Raw genomic sequence first — 15,194 nt, forward strand, 5'->3', positions numbered from 1 at the left:
CATGCAAGCAGCGTCGCGGTGAGCCCGAGGGGCATGAGAAAGAAGTGATGGCCGCAGCTCTGAGGCACCAGAGTGCCAGGGAGCTACGGCCACCAACGTTTCTTCGTTATGCGGTGATGCGGTTATACGTTTCTGCGGCGGCGCAATCCTGCAACCGTGAAGACGGTGCCGATGCCCAGCACGCTCACCCCTGCCGCGATCAACATGCCCAGGTCGCTACCGGTGGCTGCCAAGCCGCCTGCCTTGGGTGACTCAGTGGATGGGTCGGTCGGCGTGTCAGTCGGCGTCTGGGCCGGTGAATCTGCCGGTGAATCAGCGGGTGATTCTGCCGGTGATTCACCGGGAACCTCGGCGGGGGGAGCCGTGGGCTCTTCCGTGGGCGGAACTGTGGGCTCTTCCGTGGGCGGAACCGTGGGTTCTTCCGTCGGAGGAACCGTGGGGTCATCCGTCGGCGGTACAACCGGGGGATCAACCGGGGGATCAACCGGGGGATCGACGGGCGGTACCGGAGTCACGGCCTCAGCCGTCTCCACCTGGGGGTTATCGATCGCCCAGAACCAACCACCAGCTGGCGCCACCAGTTGCCAAGACACGGTCATCTGCTTCGCCCCATTGGGAACCGGCACCTCAGTGGTGACCAGATCAGCGGTGATGGCATCGGTGAGCTGCGCAATCTCGGTGGGCTCGCCGTCATCGAACGTGACCGACACCGTGGCGGTTTGGCCGTCTGCGGGGCGGTACTGCGTCATGAATGACACCGTCGTAAAGTCCAACCCGGTCACGTTGTACGGCTCAGAAGTGATCGTGGAATCGAAGCCGCCGGTGTGCTCAGCTGCACCCCACGCATCGGGGTCTGCCACAGCCCAGGTATCGCGCCCGCGCACGAAGTGCTCACGTTCTTCGAACTGGTTCGTGCCACTCCAGAACACATCGGTGGTGAGGCTCCAGCCACCCCACTCGGTGATGCCGCCGGTGCCCATGGCGTCATTGTTGACCGACCAGCCCTCGGGCATCTCGTGCGTCCACCCTGAATAGGCGGCGCCGGGGCCCGTGGCGTCCACTGCGGCCTGCAGCTTCGGCTTCATGGTGTCGAAGGGATCCTCAGACGCCGTGCCGAGCGGGATGCCATCGAGTGACGGATCAAGCTCGAAGCCCATGTGCGTCAGCGCGGTCGCCGCGACATCGACGATCTCGGGGTCACGCTCAGCGTTCACCTGGTTCGGGATCCCGGCACCCGCGGCGTAGACAAACACGCGACGCTCGTCGAGCGACGGCCCGCCGTGCCCTGTGCCAATGAAACCGTGATCGGGCGCCACCATGACGACCCATTCCTCGTCTGCGTAGCTCGCGCGAGACTGAACGGCCTCAAGCAGGCGGCCGATCCGGTCGTCGGTGTTTTCTGCCGCGATCCGGTACTTATCGGTGTCGCGACCGTGTGCGTGGCCCTGATCATCAGGAGAACCGTAGTACACGTACGCGACATCGGGGTTCTGAGTCGCAAGGATCTCTTGCATCGCGACCGTGGCCGCTTCATCGGCCGCGGGGTACCCGGGGTAGGCGCTCGGGCTGACCGGCATCGAGACATCGATGCCAGCTCCAAATACGCCAGCGTCGTAGAGCGCGAGCCAGCTGGCGGTCGAGATAGTCGAGAGCTCAGGGTTCAGCTGCTCCATGCGCGTGAGCATGTCGGGGTACTCGGTGAAGTTGCTCCCCGAGAAGGAGTTGTTGACGATACCCGACTTATCGGGCCAGACTCCCGTGAGCTGGGTCGCGTAGCCAGGCCCGCTTGAGGTGTCTGCAAACGTGGGCGCGTAGAGGTACGACGATCCCGCAAGACCGCTTGCCTGGATCTTATTGAGGTTTGGCATGTTGAACTTGGGGATGTGCTCCCATGCGAGCCCGTCGACGCCCACCATGAGCACCTTTTTCTTGCTGGTGCCCTCGGGTACGACGGGAACGGCGAGATCCGGATCAAAGCGTGGCTGCACCTGCACGTACCCGCTCTCGGGCATCGTGAACTGGTTCGCAGAAATGATGAGATTCGAGGGGTTCACCACGACCCACTCGCCCAGGTGGTAGCCCTCGGCGGGCGTCGCGGTCAACGTGACGACCTCGCCGCCGGCCGCACTTTCGACGCTCGCGGTCGCTGACCCGTTGTCTGACGGCAGGATGGTGATGCTGCCCTCTTCGGGAACCGAGCCTTCGGGCGCGACCGCACGGAACGCGGTAGACACCTGCTGCGCGTTCAGTGGCACATCGTAGAACGCAAAATCATCAAATGAGCCGCTCACCCACGTGGTGGGATACGCGTCCATGATGGCGCCCGTGCCGTCGGTGCCGAGGCGGAAAGGCAGCCCCGAAGTGAGGGTGCGTTCGCCGATATTGGCGGTGTTGACGAGGGCACCGTTGCGATAGGTCGACTGTGTCTGACCGGCGCTGTCCACCACGATGGTGATGTGGTTCCACTTGGGCAACGAATCGATTGTGCCAGATTCGAGGTTGAAGAGATCGCCCGTGCGGTTGCCGTTGAGCGCAACGTACGCGGCGGCTGACTCGGTGTTGCGGTTTGCAAGGGTGAGCCCGGGGTTTGACCCCGTGCTCCAGTTCTGGTTACTGAAAACGGCGCCGTCTGAGGAGTGTTCAGACTGCTGGTACCAGAATGACGCGGTCATGCCCGCGCTGCCGGGCTGGATGTCGCTGGGGAGCGAAACGTAGTTCTTTCCCTGGGTGACAGTGAGCGCCTGGCCGTTGACGCCCGCGCCGAATGCCGGATCATGCCCGAGGCGCGGTTCAGCACCGCGGCCTTGACCCGTTGCGTCAGCAAGGTCACCATCAAAGTTGTAGCTCACGGCGGGAGCCGGGGGAGTTTCTGCAGAAGCCGCTGTAGTGGGGAGTGCGACGAACGCACCCGCTGCGATCGGGAGAATGAGTAGCCCGGCAAGCAATCGAGACGAGCTACGGCTGCTCGGTCTGTGTTGGCGCATGGTGACCTTTCGGGAAGGGAATCTTCAAGAGCACCTCCAACTAACCGGGTCTGGGTCACCATCGGGTGAACGTAAGGTTGCCACTGGTGGGCGTGCATGTCGGATTACCCGAGAATCCTCAGACCTGTGTGCACAGTGGGTATTCCCACCCCGAGGCGGGCGTTACTGTTGTGCTTCGCCGGGCGAAAGCTGCGACGCCGCGAGCACTTCAAAAACGATCGTGCCGGGCACATAGCGGTCGTCATTTGACCAGAGGGGGCGTCCATCTTGGGTTACTGCGACATGCCGCACGCGGGTCAGCGGGCTTGACCGCCGCACGCCGAGTGTTGTCGCATCGACTGAGTTTGCTGCGACCGAGTCAATGAGATGCCGGCCGAGTGCCACTGAAACCCCACTCGCCCCAAATGACTGCACGATCGACGGCGTCGCGACCGGTAGATCGAACACGTGGCCCGCCAGCCATTCTGGAAAATAGGTGCGCTCAAGCATGACGATGCGGGCGTCTAGTGTTCTGACTCTCAGCACGCGGTACCCGTGGTCTCGGGTGCTGATGCGGAGGTCACGTGCCTCGGCAGCGCTGGGGTGCGCCCGTACTCGTTCAAGAATCTCGCCACCGCCCTGCATGCCGCGGCTCTGCGCCCATTGCGCAAACCCCATGAGGTGCGCAAATCCCTGCGTCTGTGACGTTGAACGAATGACCCAGCCGGTGCCCCTGACCGGCGCGACCACGCCCTTTCGTTCGAGGAGGGCGAGCGCGCTGCGAATGGTGCTTCGCGAGACCGCAAATTCTGAGGCCAGGGCCATTTCAGCCGGCAGCGAGGAGCCGATCGAAAATTCGCCCTGGTGGATTCGTGTACCGATGCGAGACGCGATATCTCGGTACTTTGCGGTCATACCGTCATAGTAGCGAGATGCTGGGGCTGGCCTTTGCTGTGGCCCTGACCGCTGCAGATAGGTGACCGCAAGTCAAACACGAGGTGCGTTCCGGCGTCACCGTCACCGGCATCGGCAGCGGCGCCGGATCCGGCGGGTACGCGCCTGAACCAACAAGTGTGCGTACCGGCCAGGGCGGGTACGCACACGAAGTGGTGGTTTAGAAGCCGTAATCCTTGCCCGCGGTGATGCCGCCGTCGACCACGAACTCGGCGCCCGTTGAGAATGATGACTCGTCGCTCGCGAGGTACACCACCAGGGCTGAGATCTCGGCCGGGGCCGCATCGCGGGTCATCGTGCTTTCAGTGAAGTCGATGGCGGGCTGCTCCTTGCCAAACGCCGTCATGGGCGTCTGCACGGCGCCCGGGTGCACCGAGTTCACGCGTACTCGCGATGATGCGAGCTCGAGCGAGGTCGACTTCGTGAGGCCGCGCACCCCAAACTTCGAGGCGGTGTAGGCGTGCATGGCCGCGATGCCCTCGAGGCCAGCGGCCGAAGAGATGTTGACGATCGAGCTGGGAGCCGAAGCCTTCAGTGCCTCGAGCGCGGCGGTGGTGCCCAAGAAAGGGCCGGTGAGGTTGATCGCGAGCGTGCGATTCCACTGCTCAATGGTGAAGGCACCCAGTGCACCGCTATCCAAAATGCCGGCGTTATTGACGAGCACGTTCAGCGCGCCGAACTCGGCCACGGTGAACGCGACCGCGGCCGCCCATTCGTCAGCGTCGGTGACGTTGAGGTGAATGTAGCGGGCGTTATCGCCCAGCTCGGCCGCTAACGCCTGACCAGCTTCGTCGCTGATGTCTGCGAGAACGACCTTCGCGCCGTGTGACACAAATGCCCGAGCGTGCGATGCGCCCATGCCGCTGGCTGCTCCGGTTACGAGGGCGACTTTGCCCGCGAGTCTGTTGCTCATGTACGTGTATTCCTGTCTGTGGGTGTCCAGGTAAATCCTGTTGCTGTGGAGACTATCGATGTTCGTTTCGCGAGGCTAGGGCGAGTGGTGTACGTTCCCGACCAGCGGGATTTACCTGATCTGGCAGGGTATTTGGACTAACCTGGATCATTTCTTGCGGCCGTAAATTGTGGCGCGCGGCCGGGAATAATGAATAGTTATCTGTAGTTACAGTTAATTAGTGAGTGAAATCCTCTAAGCGAAAGGCACACCATGCCGAACATCGGTCGTATCGCTACTGCGCGCAGCACACTTGAGTGACTAGCTAGACCTCGGGGGTCGCCGCAGTTGCCGCGTGGGGTGGCCTGCGCAGAGCGTCGAGGCCCTCCTGCTGTGTGAGCCGCTGCGCGAAACCGGCGATGGTCGCGAGATCCTCGTCTGGAATGAGTGCAAAGAACTCCTCCTCGACGCGTGCGAGGTGGGCCGCCGAGGCTCGAGAGATGAGATCGACTCCGGCGGGGGTGAGGTCGATGAGCACGATGCGGGCGTCGCTGGGGCATGCTGTGCGCGAGATGAGTGACATGCGCTCGAGCTGCTTTAAGAGATTGGTCGTGGAGCCCGAACTGTAAAGCAGGGCACGCCCCAGTTCGCTGGCGTTCACCGGCTCGCCGTGGGTGACTGTGAGTGCGCGAAGGGCCTCGAACTGCGCGATGGTGAGGCCGAAGTCACGCTTGAGTTCGGCGGTGAGGCGCAGCAGAATCGACCGCTGGCCGAACAAAAGATTGCCCCATATCGTGGCGCGGCTGTCGTTCGTCATGGTGGCCTCCGTGGAGATGTCAGCGCAGCATGCACGACATGCGCCTGTAATTACAGTTAATTGTACGACGGTGAATGAACTACCGAAGGGATCCTGACATGGCTGCCAATACTGACGCCAATACCGAGGCCAACGCAACGCAGGTTTCGCGACCGTCAAATTCCCCAGCCCGCACCATGCAGAGTGGGGTGTGGCCCGACCTGCCCGCCGCGCTGAGTGAGCAAGCGGTGCTGCCAGAGCACGCTGACTACTGGCGGCTGCGCTCAAGCTATATGCGCGTGGGTACACCCGGCGTCGTGCTGCGGCCGCGGCACGAAGACGAGGTCGCCTTGGCGATTGGGTACGCCGGCACGGTGCGGGGCGAGCTGGGCACAGCGGTGCCCTTCAGTGTGCGATCGGGTGGGCACGGCATCTCGGGCAGCTCAACCAACACCGATGGGATCGTGCTCGACCTCTCGCACCTGCGAGATATCGAGCTGCTCGATGTGCAGGCGGGCACATTTCGGGTGGGTGCTGGCGCCACCTGGGGCGACGTGGCAGCGGTGCTCACCCCGCACGATCTCGCGTTGAGCACGGGCAACTTCGGCGACACGGGGGTGGGTGGCCTCGCGACCGCTGGCGGGGTGGGCTATCTCGCCCGCTCGCAGGGGCTCACCATTGATCATGTGCAGCGGGTGAAACTTGCCACCGCCGACGGCCGTGTGCGCTGGGTCGATGCGCACCATGAGCCCGACCTGTTTTGGGCCGTGCGCGGTGGCGCCACCCAGGTGGGCATCGCGCTCGAGTTTGAAATCACCGCACCCCGATTGCACAGCAGCTCAGGCGATGCCGCGATCATTCATCAGCACATTCAATACCAGGTGAGTGACCTACCGGCCTTCACCGAAGCGTGGGGAGACTGGATTCGCGCGGCACCACGAGAGGCCGAAAGCTTCTTGATGATTCAGCCAGCTGGCAACGGCCGGGCCGTGGTCGAGGCCCGCAATGTGTGGGCCAACGATGACACCGATGCTGCGATTCCCACGCTGCAGGCGGCCGAAAGCCTCGGGCGGGTACTGGGAAACCAGGCTCAAATCTGCTCGTACCCCGCCATTATTCCGACCCCGCGGCAGCAGCACACGGGCCAGCAGCGCATACAGATGCGCGACGTGCTCGTCGATCGCGCCGACGCCGAGCTGGGTGCCGCGCTCGCCGCATCGCTCACCCATAGCGCCACGCTGCTCACCGAGCTGCGGGCGTTGGGCGGCGCCGTCTCAGACGTAGATGCGCTCGCGACCGCGTGGGCGGGCCGGCACCAAGAAGTGCTCGCCGCGACCTGGGTGCATCCTCGCGACATCGCCGCGATCGATGCATCATTCGCACCGATCCAGGCGCTGGGCACGGGCATGTACGGGGCGTACTCCTCTGACACGCGCCCGTCGGCCGCGCAGCTGACGTGGCCGGGCGAGACCGGCCGCAAGCTGCGTGCGGTTACCGAACAGGCTGATCCGGATCTGCTATTTGATCAGGGACTCCACCTGAGAGCCACGCCTACTCAGTGAGGGCGACCCGGGTGAAACTGGCGACACAACGCAGGGCCTCCCGCGAGCTGGAGCAACGCGGGAGACCCTGGGTGAAGCGCACGGCCGCAGCGGGCCGTGGCCGCTAGGCTGTGGCGGTAGCGGCCGATGAGCCAGTGCCCGCAGAGCCCTGGGTGTCGGCGGAGCGATCGGTATCGGTTGAATCCTTCGTGTCGGTTGATCCCTTCGAGTCCTTGGTGTCGGCGGAGTCCTTCGAGTCCTTTGAATCCTTCGTGGAGTCAGTGCCCTCGGCGCCGCCGCGGCCCTCGGTGTCTTGCCCGCGCTGGCTGCCCTGACCTTCAGAGCCGCCCTCGCGGCCACCCTCGAACCCGCCGTCACGGTCGCCACGGGAGCCGCCGTCGCCCTTGCCGCCGCGCTCGCCGTCGCGGCCGTGACCGTGGCCGCCAAAGTCACCCTCGCCCTGTTCCATCTGGGCGTGGTGGCCGCCGCGCCCGCCGTGGCCATCGTCACCGATGGCGTTGCCGATGCCGGCTCCGATGCCCAAGAGTAGTACGCCCGCCACGATCGGGGCGGTAATGAGCACCCACTTGCGCTTCATTAAGGGCGTGGGCTGGGCGTCCGCTGCCTCAGCGGCGGGCTGAGCAGTTGCGCCGTCGGTGCCGTCGCTGTTGCTGTGGTGATCGGCGCCATCGGCTGCGTCGCCGGTTGCGGGGGAGTTAGTTGCAGGAGCGCCGTGGTCGCCCGCTGAATAGGTTGCGGCGTGTGCCTCGCCGGGCGCCGGCAGCACGAGGGGCTCGACGCTTGCGGGCACTCCCGCCGAGGTGACCTCGGGGTTGATGGGGGTGGTGGGCTGGTTGTTCGGGTTGCTGTTGGTGTCGTTGTCCTTCGTCATATCTCTAGCTTTCTGGGCGGGCTCTAAGATCTCTCCAAGAGTTGATGCCGCCCAGCGATCTCCCAGCACAATGCTTCTCCTGTGTGAATTCTTAGTCCAGACTGGGCATGCTGAGAAGGTATTGAGTCAGGCCAAGATTCGCCGCCGGTGATCTGCCATTAGAAGGAGCACGTGATGCAGCATCATCGGAGGGGATCAGACCCCGATCACACCGCAGTGCGCCAGGTGGCGCGCAAGATCGGATTCAGGGTGGCGCTGTTAAGCGCCGTCATGGTTATCGCCGGCGTGCTGCTGCTCTTCAGCTACCTGTGGGTTGACGACCAGCAGCGCAGGCCGCACGGCCCACCCGGGTCTTCGCAGAGCGAGCACCGGGGCCGCGGCCTCGACGTGAAGCTTGACGTCGACGACCTCGTGCAGATCGCCCCGCTCGTCGGTATCGCCGTGATCGTGTTGGCGGGCGGCGGCGCGATGCTCTTTGCGCGGCAGGCCGTGCAGCCGCTCGAGGAGTCGATGCGGCGGCAGCGCAATTTCATCGGGGATGCCAGCCACGAGCTGCGCACGCCGCTGGCGGTGCTTGATGCGCGCATTCAGCAGGCGCAGATCATGGCCGGCAACGATGCATCACTGCAGCCTGTGCTCGCCGAACTGCGCACTGACTCACGGGTGATGGCCGATATCGTCAACGATCTACTCGCGGCGGTGTCTGACGCCGAGGTTGATTTTGATCCGGCGCAGCTCGCCACGATTCTGCACGAGGTGTACGCCGAGATGAGCGTCATCGCAGCTCATCAAGGCATCGAATTGCGGGTGACGGGGCGGGCCGCGGCCGACCCGGGGCTCTGTGTCGGCGTGCCCGAGATCGCCCTGCGCCGCAGCATTTTGGCGCTGGTCGATAACGCTCTGGGGCACACGCAAGAGGGCCGCCCGGTCACGATCGAGGCCACGGTCTCGGGCCGCTGGGCCATCGTGCGCGTGATTGATGAAGGCCGCGGGATCACGGGGATTGATCCGGATCAGGTTTTTGAGCGGTTCGCCCGGGGCGCGCAGCCCGCGGGCAGTGAGGCGCGGGCCTCCCACGGCATCGGTCTCGCACTCGTGCACGACGTGGCGACCCGCCACGGCGGCACCGTGGGGGTCGAGCGCACCGGCGCCACCGGCACCGTGATGCGCCTGCAGGTGCCCATTGTGAAGAAGAAGTGAGGCCACACATGACCGACGACGCACTCAAACTCTTGTTGCTCGAAGACGACCCCAAGCTCGGCCCCATCATGCGCGATATTTTGGCGCTGGATTGGGAGGTGACGCTCGCCACCGATCTCGCGGCGGCGCGTGCGTGCGCCGAGGCTGACATTTTTGACGTCGCGGTCGTCGACCGGCGCCTCCCCGACGGCGACGGCACCGAATTCATCACCTGGCTGCGCGGGCGGGGCAGCGGGATGCCGATATTGATGCTCACCGCGCTCGGCGAGATCGGCGACAAGGTCTCTGGTCTTGACGCAGGCGCCAACGATTACCTCGTAAAGCCCTTCGATTTTCAAGAGCTTGGGGCGCGGCTGCGGGCCCTCACCCGCGACTATTCACGCCGCGGCGAGGGCGTTGAGATTGGCGGCTGGACCTACTTTGCGCACAACGGCACGATCGAATCCCCCTATACCGGGCGGGTGGTGCTCACCGAGAAAGAGGCGGCGCTGCTGGGCGAGCTCGTGAAACAGCCCGACACCGCGTTCACCCGCCAGCAGTTGCTCACCGCGGTGTTTGACCGTGGTGAGCAAGAGGGCACGGTCGACACCTACGTGCACTACATTCGCCGCAAAACCGAGCGCAGCCTCATCGAAACGGTGCGCGGGGTGGGCTACCGGTTGGGCACCCCGGCGTAGCGCTTCGGGTGACATGGCCTCGCGAAAGCAGAAAGCACCATCTCACCGCGCATACGGGGCGCTGGATGAGATGGTGCGATCCGGGTCGAGAATTACCAGCCGCGCCCCGTGGTGGCGCCGCCGTCGACGACGAGGTCGTGGCCGGTGACGTACTGGGCCTCATCGGAGGCGAGGAAGACTGCGCCGTATCCCATCAGGTGCGGCTGAGCGGCGTAGCCGACGGGCTGCAGGCCGTCGAGCAGATCAGCCATGCTCGGGTTCGATGCGGCCATCGCGGTGAGCATCGTGCCGGGGGAGAGCGTGTTCACGCGCACGCCCGTGGGGGCCAGCTCGATCGCGGCCGCCTTGCTCATCGAGACGATGGCGCCCTTCGTGCCGCAGTACACGGCCATGCCGGCGGTGGGCGACACTGCACCGTTCGAGGCGGTGTTGATGATCGAGCCGAAGCCCTGCTCCTTCATCACGTTGCCTGCGGCGCGCAGACCGTAGAAGGCGCCGCCGAAATTGACCGCGGTGTTGCGCGCGAAGCCCTCATCGGTGGTCTCCAAGACGGGGCCGCCCAAGAAGATACCGGCGTTGTTGAACATGACGTCGAGGCGACCGTGCTCCTTGACGACACCCGCGACGAGGGCGTCGACCTCGGCCGACTTGCTGACGTCGGTGGGCACAAACTGCACACCGAGGGCCTTCAGGTCGGCAGCCACCTCGGGTGAATCGAGGTCAGCAACAATAACCGTGGCCCCCTCATTGAGGAAGAGTTGGGCTGAAGCGCGGCCGAGGCCCGAGCCACCTCCGGTGATGATTGCAATCTTTCCGGCAAGACGACCTGCTGACATGACAACTCCTTTGTTATGCGTCGTGAGGCATCATCGCGTCACGCGGGCAGTCTATGACGGAAGAGTCAGAAGGTGCCACGAAATGCTGCTGAGTGAAACCTGGGTGGTGTCGAGTGGTGCTGAGTGGTACTGGCGCCCATGCGCGCCCGCTGTAAATGCCGCGTCACACCGGCCGGTGTAGCTGGCGCAGACACTCCTTTGGGTTGGGGTTGAACCCTTCTCAGGTCGACGGAGGTAGCCTGTGCCCCATCTGACATTAGGTGACATTCGAGGCAGGGTTATGCTGTGGACATGGCAGAGTCAACGATTAGAGACATCACGCGCCGGGCTGTGCGAGCTCAGATCGTGCAGGCCGCAGACGTCCTTTTCGCCGAGCAGGGCTACGACGCCACCACGATCGATCAGATCGCTGAGCGGGTGGGCATCTCCCCGCGCACGTTTTTTCGGTACATCGGTTCGAAGGAAGAACTGGTGCTCGCCCACTTCACGAGGCTGAGCGAGAGCTTCGTTGAGCGGCTCGCAGCGCGACCCGAGGGCGAAGACGCCTGGGCCTCGCTGCGCCGCATGTTCGACCAGATTGTCGTCGTGAACAACGACCCCGAACTACACAAATATGGCTGGTTGGCGCAAGACATCGTCGAATCGAGCCCCACGCTGCTCGCCACCCACCTCGAGCGCATGGAAAGCGTGCAGCGCGAACTCACCGGCATTCTGCTGCGCAAGCACCAGGGTGACGACTGGCGCGGCACGCGGGCGCTCGTGGGCTCGGCTTTTGCCTGCATGAGTTCGGTGGTGTCGCGCCGCGACGATGCCCCGGCTGTAACCGACATGGCGGGCGAGCTCGATCGCGTCATGGGCAGTGTGCGCCCACTCACCCAGGCACCAAACTAACCCAGATCTCCGCCGGCCCGTCCCTCGTGCCGTCGACCACGCGTTCACCCGCACGAAGGAACCCAGCGACCACCTCACCTGCGCGCCAGTCGCCTCAGTCTCGCGGCACCAACGCGGGGTTTGCCCTCTCAATTTTCAGTCTGACGGCCATGATGGCGGGCGCGAGTGCCCCCTCGCCCTTCTACCCCGTGCTCGCCGAGACCATCGGCTTCAACGCCTCGGCTATCACCGTGATCTTCGCGGTGTACGCCCTCACGCTGCTGCTCACCTTGCTGACCGCGGGCTCGCTCTCCGACCACATCGGGCGCCGCCCAGTGGCGAGCACCGGGCTGGTGCTACTCGCCGCGAGCGTGCTCGTGTTCTGGCAGGCCGACACCGTCGCCCTGCTCGTCATCGCGCGGGTGGTGCAGGGCATCGCGAGCGGGTTGCTGCTCTCTGCGGTGTCTGCTGTGATTGTTGATTGCGAACCCCCATCACGCCCCGGATCAGCCGCCGCCTGGACCGCGGTCGCCCCGATGCTCGGGCTCGGCATCGGATCCCTCGTCGCGGGCATCGTGCTCGATCACGCAGACAATGCGATGGCGCTCGTCTTCGCCCCGCTCGTGGTGCTGTACCTCGTACTCGCGGTGCTGTGCTGGCTCGTATCCGAAACCTCGGCGCGCAAACCCGGTGCCTGGGCCTCGCTGCAGTTTCGGCTGACGGTGCCCGCCGCGATGCGCGCAGACTTCCTGCGCGGCGCCCCCGCGATCTTCGCCGGCTGGGCCACCGGCGGGCTCTTCCTCTCACTCGGCGCCAATATCGTGCACGCCGAGCTGGGCGGCGTCGCCCACATCTGGCAGGGCCTCGCCGTCGGCGTGCTCGCCGGCGCTGGCGCGATTGCCGCGTTCGCACTGCGTCGCCGCTCGGCGCGCACCATCTCGATCTACGGCACGGCCGCGCTCGCGCTCGGCACCGCCCTGTCGATCGTGGCGCTCGCCGCGGGCTCGCTGCCCGCATATCTTGTGGCCGTCGCGGTCACCGGCTCGGGATTTGGCACCGCATTCTTCGGCGTCGTCAGTTCGCTCGCCCCGCACATTCCGGCGAGCCAGCGCGCAGATGTCTTCGCCGTGATCTTCTTGGTGTCGTACCTCGCGTTCGGCATCCCCACTGTGATCGCGGGCGCACTCGTGCCCACCTTCGGGCTCACCCCCGTGAGCTACGGCTACGGCGCCGTGGTGATTGTGCTCGCGGCAACGGCCTGCATCCTCACAATGCGGCAGCGCCCCGCCGCGCCTACCCGTTCCTGAACGCGGCCGTGCCATAAAGCGCCTAGGCTAGGTAGATGCCTCAAAACTCTGCTGCCGACTCATCACGCCCCCCGATTCCCGTTACCATCTCGCTGAAAATGCGTATGGAGGTTGCGGTGAAGCTGTACGGCGAGGCTGAGGTCGTCACGCGCGCCCTCTCACTCATCGACGGCAACAACGAGGGCGAAGACTTCTTGCTGTTTGTGGGCGGCGAGCACGCCCAGGGCATCCTCGACGGCGCCCCCGTGCTCTACTGGCCCGAGCTGTGGGGCATGCGCTCCCTGCTGTACGTCTGGAACGACACGGCGACCCCCGCCGTCGTCAACGCCCTGCACAACACGGCCTGGCGCGTACGCGAGATGGCCGCCCGCGTCATCGCTGAACGCAGCCTGCCCGCCACGATGGAGCTCATTGAGCTGCTCGGTGATGACACCCCGCGCGTGCGCATCGCGGTGGCCCGAGCCCTCGCTGCGGTCGGCACGCTCGACAATATCGAAGACATTCGTCCGCTCACCAAAGACACCGAGATTGAGGTGCGCCGCGGCGCGCAGCAGTCGATCGACGCGCTGCGCGCCCGGTTCCCCAAGAAGTAACTTACTTGCGGCACTGTGGCCCGGTCGCCTAGCGACTGGCCTGCGCGAGTACGGGCTCCCCTGAGGCATCCTCGGGGGAGCCTTTGTCGTTGCTGCCATTGCTGTCGTTGCTGTCGTTGCTGCCGGGGATCACGGGTGCTGCGACCCGCTCGACGTCAGCTTTCGCTGCCGGAATGAATGCCACAATCACGGCCGCGATGAGGGCGACGCCCGCGCCGATGATCAGCACCGTGTGGAACCCGGCTTCGCTGGGTACCGTGGCACCCCGATACTGGATGGTCATCTGCGCGAGCACAATGCCCACGATCGACGAACCAATCGTTGTGCCGAGCGAGCGCATCAGCGTATTGAAGCCGTTGGCGGCACCGGTTTCGCTGCGCGGCACCGCACTCATGATGATGGCGGGCATGGCGCCATAGGCGAAGGCGACACCACTGTTGACGACGAGGCCAGCGAGCAGAATGCCCCACGCGTGGCTCATGGCGAGCAGTGCGACGCCGTAGCCCGCGGCGAGAATCACGACGCCGACGAAGAAGGTGAACTTCGGGCCGCGTGTGTTACTCATGCGGCCGCCAACGGGCGAGAGCACGAGCATCATGAGGCCAGCCGGGGCCATCCACAGGCCCGCCGCGAGGATGGACTGGCCCAGGCCGTAGCCGGTGCCCGACGACAGCTGCAGCACCTGGGGAAACACGAGCGAGCTGGCATACATGCCAAAGCCGACGAATACTGAGGCGACGTTGGTGAGCAGCACGCGCGGCTTCACCGTCGTGCGCAGATCAATCAGTGGATCAGTGGTGCGCGTCTCCCACACTCCCCACAGCACAAACACGACGGCGGCCGCGATCAGCAGCGACAGCGTGAGGGGTGAGCCCCAGCCCCAGACGGAGCCCTTCGAGACACCGAGGATGAGCGCGACGAGGCCCACCGCGAGGCCGGCCGCTCCCACGCCATCGAAGCGCTGACCCTTGGCTCCCGCGGGCACCGCCGGCACGATCAGCCAGATGGTGAGCACGATGAGGCCGGTGACCACGGCGGCCGCCCAGAACAGGATGCGCCACGACGAGAACTCGATGACCGCGGCGGCGATAGGAAGCCCGATGGCGGCGCCGGCCCCCAGCGTCGCACTGACGGTGGCGATACCCGAGGCGAGGCGCTCCTTCGGTACGACGTCGCGCAGAATCGCGATGCCGAGCGGCACCATGCCTGAGCCAAGGCCCTGCATGGCGCGGCCGGCGATCATGACCTGCACGTTCGGGGCCAGTGCACACATGATGGCGCCGATAATCAGCGGGATCGCAAGAATAAAGATCATGCGGCGCTTGCCAAACAGGTCACCGAGACGCCCCGAGATGGGCACCGCGATGGCAGCGGCGAGCAGTGTCGCCGTGAAGATCCAGGCCGTGTTTTCGGCGGTGGTGTCAAAGATGCCGGGCAAAAGCGCGACGAGCGGGGTGACCATCGTCTGCGTGAATGCCGAGGAAATGCCGGCTGATGCGAGCGCGGCAATGACTAATCCTGGGCGGGGTGCGGCCTTGGCCATGGGTGCGAGTCCTTCCAAAGAGCGACACATACCGTGATCATGTATGCATCATGCACAAGTAGTATATGCCTGTTTCTGGGAACCGTCTGTGGCGCAAAGCGTGATCGCCACGATGCTGTGGGTGACGAAA

13 protein-coding genes are annotated in these 15,194 nt (G+C 65.0%); 6 read left to right on the forward strand and 7 right to left on the reverse strand.

Annotation, left to right across the window (positions count from 1 at the left end; all coding sequences use genetic code 11):
- Positions 1–122: 122 nt before the first annotated feature.
- The 4 genes from JOF28_RS09110 to JOF28_RS09125 all read right to left on the reverse strand — a co-directional run bounded on the left by JOF28_RS09110 (position 123) and on the right by JOF28_RS09125 (position 5,626).
- Positions 123–2,984, reverse strand: a complete 2,862-nt coding sequence (locus JOF28_RS09110) for an alkaline phosphatase family protein (RefSeq protein ID WP_209705471.1) — start codon at positions 2,982–2,984, stop codon at positions 123–125.
- 162 nt (positions 2,985–3,146) lie between these two features.
- Positions 3,147–3,878: a GntR family transcriptional regulator gene (locus JOF28_RS09115; protein ID WP_209705472.1), complete on the reverse strand. Its 732-nt coding sequence runs from the start codon at positions 3,876–3,878 to the stop codon at positions 3,147–3,149.
- Between the two features lie 199 nt (positions 3,879–4,077).
- Positions 4,078–4,830, reverse strand: a complete 753-nt coding sequence (locus JOF28_RS09120) for an SDR family oxidoreductase (RefSeq protein WP_209705473.1) — start codon at positions 4,828–4,830, stop codon at positions 4,078–4,080.
- A gap of 304 nt (positions 4,831–5,134) precedes the next feature.
- Positions 5,135–5,626 (reverse strand): MarR family winged helix-turn-helix transcriptional regulator, encoded by a 492-nt coding sequence (locus JOF28_RS09125; protein ID WP_209705474.1) that lies wholly within the window; start codon positions 5,624–5,626, stop codon positions 5,135–5,137.
- A 98-nt stretch (positions 5,627–5,724) separates the two neighbouring features.
- On the opposite strand from JOF28_RS09125, the gene JOF28_RS09130 reads away from it, so the two are divergent.
- On the forward strand, positions 5,725–7,167 hold the full coding sequence (locus JOF28_RS09130; RefSeq protein WP_209705475.1) for an FAD-binding oxidoreductase: 1,443 nt from the start codon (positions 5,725–5,727) through the stop codon (positions 7,165–7,167).
- A 103-nt stretch (positions 7,168–7,270) separates the two neighbouring features.
- On the opposite strand, the gene JOF28_RS09135 is transcribed toward JOF28_RS09130, so the two are convergent.
- A complete protein-coding gene (locus JOF28_RS09135; RefSeq protein ID WP_209705476.1) occupies positions 7,271–8,038 on the reverse strand; it encodes a hypothetical protein in 768 nt (255 codons plus the stop codon).
- Positions 8,039–8,212: 174 nt separating this feature from the next.
- Here JOF28_RS09135 and JOF28_RS09140 point away from each other — a divergent pair, with 174 nt between their 5' ends.
- Entirely contained in the window at positions 8,213–9,238 is a 1,026-nt protein-coding gene (locus JOF28_RS09140) for a sensor histidine kinase (protein ID WP_209705477.1), read from the forward strand.
- An 8-nt stretch (positions 9,239–9,246) separates the two neighbouring features.
- Positions 9,247–9,915 carry a response regulator transcription factor gene (locus JOF28_RS09145; protein WP_209705478.1) on the forward strand — a complete coding sequence of 223 codons (669 nt, stop codon included), beginning with the start codon at positions 9,247–9,249 and terminating at the stop codon, positions 9,913–9,915.
- A 92-nt stretch (positions 9,916–10,007) separates the two neighbouring features.
- Here JOF28_RS09145 and JOF28_RS09150 read toward each other — a convergent pair whose 3' ends face one another.
- Positions 10,008–10,751 carry an SDR family NAD(P)-dependent oxidoreductase gene (locus tag JOF28_RS09150; protein WP_209705479.1) on the reverse strand — a complete coding sequence of 248 codons (744 nt, stop codon included), beginning with the start codon at positions 10,749–10,751 and terminating at the stop codon, positions 10,008–10,010.
- Between the two features lie 291 nt (positions 10,752–11,042).
- Here JOF28_RS09150 and JOF28_RS09155 point away from each other — a divergent pair, with 291 nt between their 5' ends.
- Genes JOF28_RS09155 through JOF28_RS09165 form a run of 3 tightly spaced genes read left to right on the forward strand, consistent with a single transcriptional unit; the run spans position 11,043 to position 13,521 of the window.
- Positions 11,043–11,642: a TetR/AcrR family transcriptional regulator gene (locus JOF28_RS09155; RefSeq protein WP_209705480.1), complete on the forward strand. Its 600-nt coding sequence runs from the start codon at positions 11,043–11,045 to the stop codon at positions 11,640–11,642.
- Between the two features lie 26 nt (positions 11,643–11,668).
- Complete coding sequence (locus tag JOF28_RS09160; protein WP_342452135.1) at positions 11,669–12,928, forward strand: MFS transporter; 1,260 nt, start codon at positions 11,669–11,671, stop codon at positions 12,926–12,928.
- A 35-nt stretch (positions 12,929–12,963) separates the two neighbouring features.
- Complete coding sequence (locus JOF28_RS09165; RefSeq protein ID WP_245189916.1) at positions 12,964–13,521, forward strand: HEAT repeat domain-containing protein; 558 nt, start codon at positions 12,964–12,966, stop codon at positions 13,519–13,521.
- A gap of 28 nt (positions 13,522–13,549) precedes the next feature.
- Here JOF28_RS09165 and JOF28_RS09170 read toward each other — a convergent pair whose 3' ends face one another.
- Positions 13,550–15,064 (reverse strand): MFS transporter, encoded by a 1,515-nt coding sequence (locus tag JOF28_RS09170; RefSeq protein ID WP_209705482.1) that lies wholly within the window; start codon positions 15,062–15,064, stop codon positions 13,550–13,552.
- Positions 15,065–15,194 lie beyond the last annotated feature (130 nt).

Source organism: Leucobacter exalbidus (assembly GCF_017834145.1).
Taxonomy (GTDB): Bacteria; Actinomycetota; Actinomycetes; order Actinomycetales; family Microbacteriaceae; genus Leucobacter; species Leucobacter exalbidus.

What these genes read in the sequence shown, in the direction of transcription:
- JOF28_RS09110 (WP_209705471.1), bottom strand. Translation starts at nt 2,984, where the DNA reads ATGCGCCAACACAGACCGAGCAGCCGTAGCTCGTCTCGATTGCTTGCC.
- JOF28_RS09115 (WP_209705472.1), bottom strand. Translation starts at nt 3,878, where the DNA reads ATGACCGCAAAGTACCGAGATATCGCGTCTCGCATCGGTACACGAATC.
- JOF28_RS09120 (WP_209705473.1), bottom strand. Translation starts at nt 4,830, where the DNA reads ATGAGCAACAGACTCGCGGGCAAAGTCGCCCTCGTAACCGGAGCAGCC.
- JOF28_RS09125 (WP_209705474.1), bottom strand. Translation starts at nt 5,626, where the DNA reads ATGACGAACGACAGCCGCGCCACGATATGGGGCAATCTTTTGTTCGGC.
- JOF28_RS09130 (WP_209705475.1), top strand. Translation starts at nt 5,725, where the DNA reads ATGGCTGCCAATACTGACGCCAATACCGAGGCCAACGCAACGCAGGTT.
- JOF28_RS09135 (WP_209705476.1), bottom strand. Translation starts at nt 8,038, where the DNA reads ATGACGAAGGACAACGACACCAACAGCAACCCGAACAACCAGCCCACC.
- JOF28_RS09140 (WP_209705477.1), top strand. Translation starts at nt 8,213, where the DNA reads ATGCAGCATCATCGGAGGGGATCAGACCCCGATCACACCGCAGTGCGC.
- JOF28_RS09145 (WP_209705478.1), top strand. Translation starts at nt 9,247, where the DNA reads ATGACCGACGACGCACTCAAACTCTTGTTGCTCGAAGACGACCCCAAG.
- JOF28_RS09150 (WP_209705479.1), bottom strand. Translation starts at nt 10,751, where the DNA reads ATGTCAGCAGGTCGTCTTGCCGGAAAGATTGCAATCATCACCGGAGGT.
- JOF28_RS09155 (WP_209705480.1), top strand. Translation starts at nt 11,043, where the DNA reads ATGGCAGAGTCAACGATTAGAGACATCACGCGCCGGGCTGTGCGAGCT.
- JOF28_RS09165 (WP_245189916.1), top strand. Translation starts at nt 12,964, where the DNA reads ATGCCTCAAAACTCTGCTGCCGACTCATCACGCCCCCCGATTCCCGTT.
- JOF28_RS09170 (WP_209705482.1), bottom strand. Translation starts at nt 15,064, where the DNA reads ATGGCCAAGGCCGCACCCCGCCCAGGATTAGTCATTGCCGCGCTCGCA.